At 39.4% G+C, this 10,223-nt stretch carries 3 protein-coding genes and 1 pseudogene; all 4 read right to left on the bottom strand.

The features are described from left to right. Window positions 1–112: 112 nt before the first annotated feature. Window positions 113–1,600, bottom strand: a pseudogene (locus H6G14_RS18460) (two-component system sensor histidine kinase NtrB); the annotation flags it as partial. A gap of 861 nt (window positions 1,601–2,461) precedes the next feature. Then, complete coding sequence (locus H6G14_RS18455; RefSeq protein WP_190568783.1) at window positions 2,462–3,628, bottom strand: MFS transporter; 1,167 nt, start codon at window positions 3,626–3,628, stop codon at window positions 2,462–2,464. A 38-nt stretch (window positions 3,629–3,666) separates the two neighbouring features. Further along, complete coding sequence (locus tag H6G14_RS18450) at window positions 3,667–5,244, bottom strand: PfaD family polyunsaturated fatty acid/polyketide biosynthesis protein (RefSeq protein WP_190568782.1); 1,578 nt, start codon at window positions 5,242–5,244, stop codon at window positions 3,667–3,669. Between the two features lie 162 nt (window positions 5,245–5,406). Next, the gene (locus H6G14_RS18445) at window positions 5,407–10,212 is read right to left on the bottom strand and encodes a PfaB family protein (protein WP_190568781.1); all 4,806 of its coding nucleotides are present in this window, start codon (window positions 10,210–10,212) and stop codon (window positions 5,407–5,409) included. Window positions 10,213–10,223: the final 11 nt, after the last annotated feature.

Below are 10,223 nucleotides of genomic sequence, written 5' to 3'. Positions count from 1 at the left end.
TGCAAAGGAACTTATTCACTTTAGTTTTGCGTGATTACATTGTAGAAAATCTTACCCATACTTGTGTTGCTTAGTACACATGAATGAAATTTTTTGTCAATGCGTAAGTCCTAAGCTCTTTGGTATCCTGAGCAGGTAGATACACTTTAAACTGGCTGCCTTTGCCCTCTTCCGTATATACATTAATAAAACCACCGTGACTTTTAATAATGCCGAGTACGGTTGAAAGTCCTAGTCCTGTGCCTTTACCTAGTTCTTTTGTGGTAAAGAATGGCTCAAATATCCGATCTAATATGTCTGAGGGAATACCAATGCCTGTATCAGTAACTGTAATTACCACATAGGGGCCGACTTTGGCATCTATATTCATTTTGGCATAATTTTCATCTATCAAGAAGTTTTCCGCCGTGATTTTCAAAGTACCGCCCTTAGGCATCGCATCGCGGGCATTCACACACAAGTTCATCAGTACTTGATGTAACTGGGTAGCATCACCAGAAACAGTCCAAAGATTCTGAGAAATGTGCGCCGCCAACTCAATTGATTTGGGAAATGTTTCTTTAATAATTTGCTGAATTTCTCCAATCAGGTGCTTCAATTGCAATAAGGTGCGTTCACCTTCAAGACCGCGAGTAAATGATAATACTTGTTTAACTAAGTTAGCTCCGCGTTTAGCGTTAGTAATCAATATTGGCAATAGTCGCCGAGAACGTTCATCTTTGATTTGTGACTCTAAGAGTTGTGCTGTCATTAAAATAGGAGCTAGAACATTATTGAGATCATGGGCAATACCACTTGCTAGAGTGCCAATACTCTCTAATCGTTGAGCGCGAAGAAATTGAGCTTCTAGTTGCTTTTTTTGGGTGATTTCTGTGTTGACAACGAGTATACATTGGGATTTATTCCCAAACTCATGTATTAATGTCCAACGGCTTTCAACAATAATTTCTTTACCAGATTTTGTGGTTTGATATAATTCTCCTTTCCATGAACCTTTTTGCTGTAGAGTCTCCAGTGCTTTTGGCAATAAGGCTAAGTTTTTTTCTTGCCAAAGATTTTGAGTTTTGTTGTCAATTGCCTCTGCTTTTTGCCAACCGTAAAGCCTTGCTGCTGCTTCGTTCCAAAATAAAACTTGCCCTTCTAAATCTTGTACAAAAATGGCATCATTGGCAATATCCAGCAGCGCTGCTTGTTCACGGATTTTTTTTTCTGTTTGTTTACGCTCAATAGCATAAAGAATAGAACGTTCTAGGAGAGGTGCATTCAGTTGGTTCTTTTCTAGATAATCTACCGCTCCGGCTTTCATGGCTTCTATATCTATTTCTGCGTCTCCTTGACCTGTGAGCAAAATTATCGGAGAGGTGCAGCCATCGGCAATTGCTTCACGTAACAGTTCTAGTCCACTGCGGGAGCCTAAACGATAGTCTACTAAATATATATCATGCTGATTGTTGGCGATCGCTACTTTTGCCGCTTCATAATTATCTACCCATTCTAACTCGCAGTTAGCTACCCGAAATTCGCTGAACCAATTACAAGTTAAAATGTAATCTCTTTCACCATCATCAATCAACAGCACTCTGACTAAACTTTGGCTCATCCCTCTCTCCTGCGTCTCTTATTAGCCGTTGCAGAACTCCAAACCTGTATTTTCTATTACCTTCATCGCTGTTACCAAAAAACCAAAAGTAACTGGCTAGATGAAGGCATTTATACCTAAATCCTAAGGAATGATATATATATTCCTTTCTACTTAGATATGTTCAGGAAAATCATTTGGATTAGATTTCGCGGATATTGACCAGCCATACTTATTATTTTGATTATCATTATTATTAATATAATCAGTCACTGTTGCTTGCCAAACCTCTACTCTGAGGGATTTTCTTGTATTTTTTATGACTAATGATCAAATAATTAACCCCAATAAATTAATGTGCATAGTCTTACTATAAAGCTTATGTTGAGGTCTATTAGTAATCCCTCTCCAGGAGGAGAATTTTCCAATAATCATTAAGCGACACCATAACAATTAAAGCTTTTAGCTATTTTTAATACTAATTTTGTAAAGAAATTCTATCTCAGTGTCATAAAAATATACTTTGATGTAGCTGCAAAAAGACAAAGGGATACTTGTAATAACAAGCACCCCAATCGCGGAAAATGAAATAGGCACTACCAATCTAAAACTAGCGAATTATAGCTGTTGACTGTTGACTGTTGACAGACTTAAAAGCTTTTTATTGTCAGGGTTTTATCTTAGCTCGATGTCCTAATATATCTGGTTACAGCCATATCATGAGAAAATCTCTGCATACCTTGGCGCTAACCCCAGCGTTACTCTGCGTTAAAAAGCCAAATATTTTAGATCCCCCTAAATCCACGCCACTAGGCTACAAGGGGGAATTAGGGGGATCAGTAAATGCTGACAATCACAACCAAAAACTTGTTAAACAATCTCCTAACGTTCAACGCTTAGAAGTGAACGGTTATATTTATTCTGTTTACTTAAACTCAGGAAAAATAAAACAAAAATAACCATCATTAGCATAAAAATATACTGCGTTCCGAGCAAAGTCATTACTATTGCCGATAAAATTGGCCCAGCCGTACATCCCGCACTATAAATGGATGTAAATAAAGCACTGCCAGAGGATAATTCATCAACTGCCAATTTTGAGCCAATTAAAGCCAAAGATAGGGGAAAAACAGGACTCATTCCTACACCAGAAATAAAAGCTAAGAAAGGTGTGATATTAGGGTCGTCGATAAAAGATAGACCAATAACCGAAATAATCACGACAATCACACTATATTTCAATACCTTAATTTTACCTATACGATCAGCTAAATGACTTACTGGAACTGTTGATATTAATCCTCCTAAAATAAACAGCCCGAAAATATAACCAATGCGCTCAACACCGTAATTTTGTTCTAGCAGATAGAGAGGATAAAGAGATACTAAGGTGGCGACACTAAAACCATAGGCAAAGGAACCATGTAAGGGAAGTTTTAGCTTTTTAATAATCTGGAATCGAGGGATTTGAAACTTAATTTCTTTTTCCGGTAGTCCTAAATATACAACAAGAATCCCGCTCAGAATTAATCCACCGCCTAAGAGGAATGTTGTTTTAGGGGAAGCATTGTAAAAAGCTGCTCCCATGACCGGCCCAATTCCAAATCCCAAGCTAAAACATAAAGCATCTAACCCATTAACAATGCCCCGATTTTTATCATTACAAAAATAGTTGATAGCAGTTTGTCCAGAGATGAGATATAAACAACAAGCTAAACCCATCACAGCACGAATCAAAAACCAAGCAGACAATTGGGTTGTGAAGGGAAATAAAGGTGCAGTTATTCCCATGAGCAAAAACCCTAACATCATGGTTTTACGTAAACCTATCTTACTGAGAATTTTGGTAACTAATGGGGTGCCAATAGCAATGATAAAAAAGTAGAGTGTAGAATTAGCACCAATGACAATATCATTGATGTTATTTTGTTTCATCAGGGTAGAAATAAATGGGTTAAATAACCCTAAAGACATTCCTGATAAAAATGCCACAATATAAAGGGCTGGCAGTCCAGGAGCAAAAGGAGAATCAATTGTTTTAGTAGTCATAATTACTTGTTAATATGGGTAGATGATTGTGGTAAAGGCTAAATATGGAATGGACGGTAATAACAGTATTGGGATGGTAAATTAAGACCTTGTAATTTCAAATTTTGTAGACGATATAAATAGGCTGCTCCTTGCATAATATGTGTAGCTACGTCAACAACTGTGCGATTTTCAGGCAATTCTAAATAGGAACCTTTTACCCATTCATTAAAGGAACCCATTGCGGGGCCACACCAGATTTGATAATCCATTTTGCGCTGCTCATCTCCACTAGTTGACCAACGAGAAGATAATCCTAAATACCAGCGAAAAATCAGAGCCATTTTCCGTTTAGGGTTGTTATTAGCTCGTGCAATTTGTTCAGGATCTCGTTGGGAAAAATAAGCAACGGTCTCATCCCAAACTTGATCTAAATTTTTGCGGAAAATTTGTGTTTCTAGAGTTTGACGTATCTCTGGGGGAATCTCTTCAATTCCTCCATAAGTTTTATAAAGGTCATACAATTTTTGCGCGCGCATGGGGAACAAACTACCCCGTTTAAGTAGTTGTACCTTCACCCCCATTTCAAACATATCAGCGCAGGGTGCCATCACCATATCAGCCATGCTTGCTTGGGCTAATAATTGTTTGGTATGGTCAGAGGTTCCAGCTTCTATGCAACTATGGTTGATCGAACCTGTGACAATGTAGCTAGCCCCCATCATAAAGGCAGCTAAAGCCGCTTCTGGTGTGCCAATTCCCCCAGCCGCACCTACTCTTACGGGATGCTCATAATGGTATTGCTGTTGAATTTCATCTCGTAAGGCGATAATGCTGGGTAACAGACACACTAAGGAACGATTATCAGTGTGTCCCCCTGAGTCGGCTTCAACGGTAATATCATCCGCCAAGGGGACTTTTTCGGCTAAAGCAGCTTGTAACGGTGTAATATATCCCTGTTCTACTAAGGATTTGAGGAATTTTAGCGGTGCAGGTTGCAGAAATTTTTGAGCTACTTCAGAGCGGGAAATTTTGGCAATGACTTTATTGTGGGTTTGAATTTCCCCTTGAGAATTTAGGTGTAGTCCGGCTGCACGATAGCGGACAATATGAGGGGTTAAATCCATGTAGGCTGAGGCTTCTACTGTTCTCACCCCATGTTTGAGGTAAAGTTCCACAGCCCCTTGCTCTAGGGCTTCTTCTGAGGGGCTATGAATCAAATTGAAGGCATAAGGGCCAGTAGGCAGGGCTTGTTGAATTTGTAAGATAGCTTTTTCTACCCGTTGCGGTACTAATCCTGCTGACCCGAAACTGGCTAAAAATCCGGCTTTTCCCAAGGCAATGACTAGGGTTTCCGAGGCAATACCCCCCGCCATCGCGCCAGCCGCATAGGCGTAGTTAACTCCATGAAAATCAAGAAAACTGCGATCGCCCAATTTTTGGGGTAAGATGGCATTCACCATCATTTGTGCTTGTATGCCTTCAATAGGTTGATGGGATACTCCTATTTGATTATTTTTTAAAAATACATAACAAGGTTGACGTAAGTTCAGTAATTTTTGTTGAATACTTTCATGATCGAAAGCAAGAGAATCTGGTGGATTTAGGGTGGCGATGGATGTACCTTGAGTGAGCATTTTTGGTAACCTCAAATAATGATTGAATGGGTATTGTTGGTTTATTGCGAATTTCTTAGAAGCGTTGAGACTGGGTGTAGGGGTATGAGGGCGTAAGGGTTGCAAACATTTATTTATACCCCTATACCCCTATACCCTTAATCTTTCGTTTCCATGCGTAAATCATGCTTCTACTAAGCACAGAGCAATATCTTTAATTTCATAAATTCTTAAGTCTTCTTTCCAGAGACTGGCATCACCAATAATTGTGGCGCGGTCAGATGAAATTTCAATCTTAGAAATATGAACTTCTAAAGACATCAAATGATTTTCTGGTGTAATTTGTCCCCGATATTTCCAAGTAATTTCATGATTAATAGCTTGACCAAATCGAGGATTTTTGAATGATTTGCCTAAGTCTAATTGCAAAGCATAGGCCTGCATAGCTTGGATAATTGATTCGACTCCCAAGGCTCCAGGCATGACCGGATCTTGATAAAAATGAAAGGGGAAATACCAATCTTGAGGGGTAATTGATTTTCTAGCATATATATACCCTTTTTGATAATTTCCACCATCTTCAATGATGAACATTTCATCCAGAAAATCTAAATATTTTTCTGAGAGTCGATAATGGGGTTTATTTGGATTAATTTGATATAGTTTCTGTCGCCAATTGGGGTCTTTTAAGGCAATTGTTGTGAAATCTAAAGCAGAAGTTTCATGTTCTTGATACCAAGGTTTGAGGCGTTTTCCTCCATCTAACCCCACTTGATTGGCTAAAACGGCGGTGCTAAAGTCACCAAAGACCATATTGCCGCGATAGAATGGTTCTCCTTCACAGGATAATTCAAACTCATATTTTTGAATTATTGCCCCTTTCACAGCAGTTGTAGATAGAAGACGGACTTTATCAGTAATAGTTTTATTTCTGAGGTCAATTTCTTTAAGAATTGTTCCCTGCCCATCTAAATTACGAAAATGCAGATCATCATCAGGAGATAATAAGGTTGCCCCCATATAAACCCCTAAGAAAATGCAAGGTTGTCCAGCAATTTCAATGTAGGTGCAGTAGGGCAAAGTGGGGTAAGCATTATGTTCGTAAAACCAAGCATCAGGTTTTACATCATATTCTGTAATTATTTGCGAAGGTTTTTGCAGTTCATGACGCTTGCCTTCTACTTCTAAAACCCGACTAACTAACTGAAACTCTCCATTAGGTAGGCGGACAGATTGACGATTTTCATATATATCAAATTCTGAACCAAGACAAGCAGCAACTGAGCCTTTGGCGAATTGCTTTAGTTGTTCTTCATTGAATAAAACGGGTTGATTATTAATCTCAGTGATAGAATTTTTGATGGCAAGTGGTTTTTCAACAAGCTGAACACCAATATTTTTAATAGTAGCAATGGTTTTTCCGCCAAAAATAACATCCACATTAGCCACAGCATATGGTTGAGGAGAGAGTCCAAGTTCTAATACCTCCATTTGATACATTAATGTGCCTGTTTGGGGGGTAACTTGTCCTCGAAAACGTGCTGCTTGAGTTTTGCCAGGAATGATTTGAAAACGAGCATCTTTGGTTCGAGTTTGTAACCCTAAAAATAAACAATAAAACTGCACTAATTGGATACATCCTTCAATCATTAAATTCCCTGGCATGGTGGGATCATTCCGAAAATGACAGAAGTAATACCAATCTTCCGGTGTGACTTCTTTTGACCCAATGGCTAATCCTAGTCCGGCTACTCCTCCCTGTGGATTAACCATCATCACGTTATCTAACATGAGTAGTTTTGCTGGTGGTAATCTTAAGGATGGATTTAGGGAATTTTGTTGGTATCTTTCCCCAAAACACTGACTCAAATTACCCAGAGTTAAAGCAAGAATATCTTCTAATGTGAAATTTGATTTAGAACAAGTTAGTAGAGGTGTAAACTGTTGTTTTGTAATTCGCTGACGTTCTCTTGCTTCACTTTCGGAAACAACAATTCCTTGTCCTTGTTCTAATTCTTCATCAGAAAACAGTCCTGCACAGCCATCATGGAGTTTCATCCATACTTGATCACCAATTAAGGCTTCTCCTTGGAAAAAGATAAGTAAACTTTTTTCAGTTTTCACAGAAGAAGTAATCTTGACTCGACACTTCAATGTTTTTATGGCTTCTGGCTGTTCAAAAAGGAACGTTGCTGATAAATCTAATAAGCGGAAAGAACGTTTACCTTGATTTTCAAAATCCGTTCCTAAATAACTTAATAACATCAACAGTCCATGACCAGCTTCTTTACAGATGCCGACAGTTAATTGACCATCAATTGCATACCAAGCATCTTGGGGAATATCATATTCTGTTTCAATAAATCCTGATTTATAATTTCCTAGTTTCCCTTCTAATTGAGTCACACGACTCACAAATAGAAAGGGAGGTGAAGGCATTCTTACTCGTCTAGTATAGCTGTCAATTTCTTGATAGCTTTCACCAAAAACCTTTGATACTTTCCCTTCAATAAACTCTAAAATATCATCTTCGTTAAATAGACAAGGAGGAGAAGCTACCAAGGTTGGAACTGTTTCCTTCAGGGTTGTGATTTGGGTTGGTGTTTCCTGGGGAAGATAGAGGGGTGATAAATCTAGGTCTACTTTATGGCTCACCAATTGGGCTAACATTTTAACAATGGCAGCTAAATCATCTGTGCCTCGACGGTTAACGCACATAGCCAGGTGATCTTGTGTCTGGAGAGTTTCTGTAATCCAACGGGAACAGCTACCGCCTGATCCTAACTCTAGGAAAATTCTGACCCCATCTTGATAAGCGCGGTCAATTAAGCGGGGAAATTCCAAGGATTGGCAGACTCCTTGTGATAAGTTTTGGGCGATCGCCAACTGTTCTAGAGGAATTGGTTGATAATTAGCAGAGGAGTAAAATACTGTGTCCGGTGGTGTTCCCATATTGACAGTGTTTAGCTGCATAAATGCGGCAAATTCTGACTGCATAGCTTCACAGTGCAGCACCATATCCGACGGAGAACGAAAAGCATCACATTGTAAGCGTTCAATCACCCGTAAACAGCCTTGGGGGTCGCCAGCAATCACCACTTCTTGGGGTGCATTAACATGGGTAAGATAAACTCGTGGTTCTTGTTCTAAGCATTGTTTGACTGCTGCTGGTGAAGCCATTAACACATGACTACTCCATAAATTTTCCCCAGCAGGTTCGCCCCAATATTCTGCTACTGTTTGTTTTGTCCCAATTAAGCGATCGCGAAACAGTGGGGAAGAATGGATATATTGACTTCCTGCATCAGCATTAGGCCAAACTCCCAAACTATACATCATGGTACTTTCCCCCATGCTGTAACCAAAGGCTGCTTGGGGTTTAATTTGGAAATAGCGCTGCATAATGTCCGTGAACATCACCGCAAAACCAGTTCCGGTTTCTAGTAGGGATAAAGGCTTGGCGATAAACTCAGTTTCTAGGGCTTCTAAATCTCGCTGTGATAGGGAATATTGGCTTCTGGGGTACAGGTGTTTTGCTTGTAAGAATTGATTTGGATCTTTAACTAAGCTGGCGATGCGGTTCCACAATTGGGGAAACAATTGGAACAGATTGCGTCCCATACCTAAATAGGAATTAAAGGCCCCAGGATAAACAAAAGCGATTTTTCCCTGTTTACCAAGGGGTTTGGGAGTAAAATAACTTCCTTTAGGGCTTTTCCAAGATTTTCCTTCCCTAAATGCTTTCTCAATACCTTTTTGCGCTTGTTTAATTTCCCGTTGTAGGGTTTCTTTGTTGTCGCCAACAATCGCCACAACATAAGGGGACTGGGAATTACGTTGAAACTGGCTAAAATTTTCTTGGGCAGTCTGAGGTAAAGATAAACTAGTTTCAATTCTGGCCGCTAAATCATCTAGTTGTGTCTGCAAAGATGAAGCCTCATCAGCAGCGATGGGAAAAAGGAAAAAGGAAGCGTAGGGTAAATAGCTAGGACTGCGACTGGTTTGAGTCGTATCTTCCGAGAGAAGAATATGACCATAAATGCCATCTTCTGCAACCAAATTCACAGCAGCTTGGCGCTTTTCCTGATTTTTTGGCAAAAACCAAGGATAAGAACTTGTAGGCACATAAAAAGGACTATTCTGCCAGATTTCCGGGTGTTGGGGTTGCTGCCATTGGGGGTATGCTGGCAAATAACGATTATAAACACATAGGGCTGTTTTAATTAAGCTAATGATTCCCGCCGCAATACCCAAATCACCCAGATTTGCCTTGACGCTACCTACAGCGCAGGTTAGGTCATGTTGATGGGTAGCGTAAGCATTAATTAAGCCGGTAAATTCTGGGCTATTTTCTTCTACAAGGCTTTGGTGGCAAACTTCAATATAGCCAACCTCTGAAGGGCTGATGTTGGCTTGTTGCAAAGCTTTTTGACAACTTTGTTGAATTGCTACAGATGAAGGAGAGAGAGTATCTGCAATGCGAGTGAAGCTTTCTAGTACCGCATAGATGCGATCGCCATCTTTTTGAGCCACTGCATAATCTTTTACAATAATGGCTCCACCATGAACGCTATGAGTATTAAGCTCAGAATTGACTACACTAATAATGACGGTATCAACTTCTTTCGCAGTTAACAGCAGTTGGGCGATTTCTAAAGCTTTAAGTAAACAATCTTTATGTCCATCTAAATTAAATGTAATTGCTGCAAAATTCCATAAATTAGATAAATGTTTTCCCAAATTCTCTGCCGTTACTGTTTGATTGTTGGCGGTAATGACAGCAACATTTTTATAACGATTAACTTGGCAGTCTTGCAGGGCTTGATGAGATATTTTCGATAAAACAGTGAAAGATTCTACCCTAGTATCAAGATGATTAATGTCTTGAATGGTCTTGCCATCATAAATTAAAGCTGAGAAGATTTCCGAATTTAAATGCTGATTTAAAAAGCAATCCAAGCCAACAATAGCAAGTTGAGAATGTTTCATAGATACTCCAA

It is taken from the genome of Nostoc parmelioides FACHB-3921 (genome assembly GCF_014696625.1).
GTDB classification, from domain to species: Bacteria; Cyanobacteriota; Cyanobacteriia; order Cyanobacteriales; family Nostocaceae; genus Trichormus; species Trichormus parmelioides.
Note: the sequence above shows the minus strand (reverse complement) of the source record. Positions and strands in the feature narration are given on the sequence as shown.

What these genes read in the sequence shown, in the direction of transcription:
- H6G14_RS18455 (WP_190568783.1), bottom strand. Translation starts at nt 3,628, where the DNA reads ATGACTACTAAAACAATTGATTCTCCTTTTGCTCCTGGACTGCCAGCC.
- H6G14_RS18450 (WP_190568782.1), bottom strand. Translation starts at nt 5,244, where the DNA reads ATGCTCACTCAAGGTACATCCATCGCCACCCTAAATCCACCAGATTCT.
- H6G14_RS18445 (WP_190568781.1), bottom strand. Translation starts at nt 10,212, where the DNA reads ATGAAACATTCTCAACTTGCTATTGTTGGCTTGGATTGCTTTTTAAAT.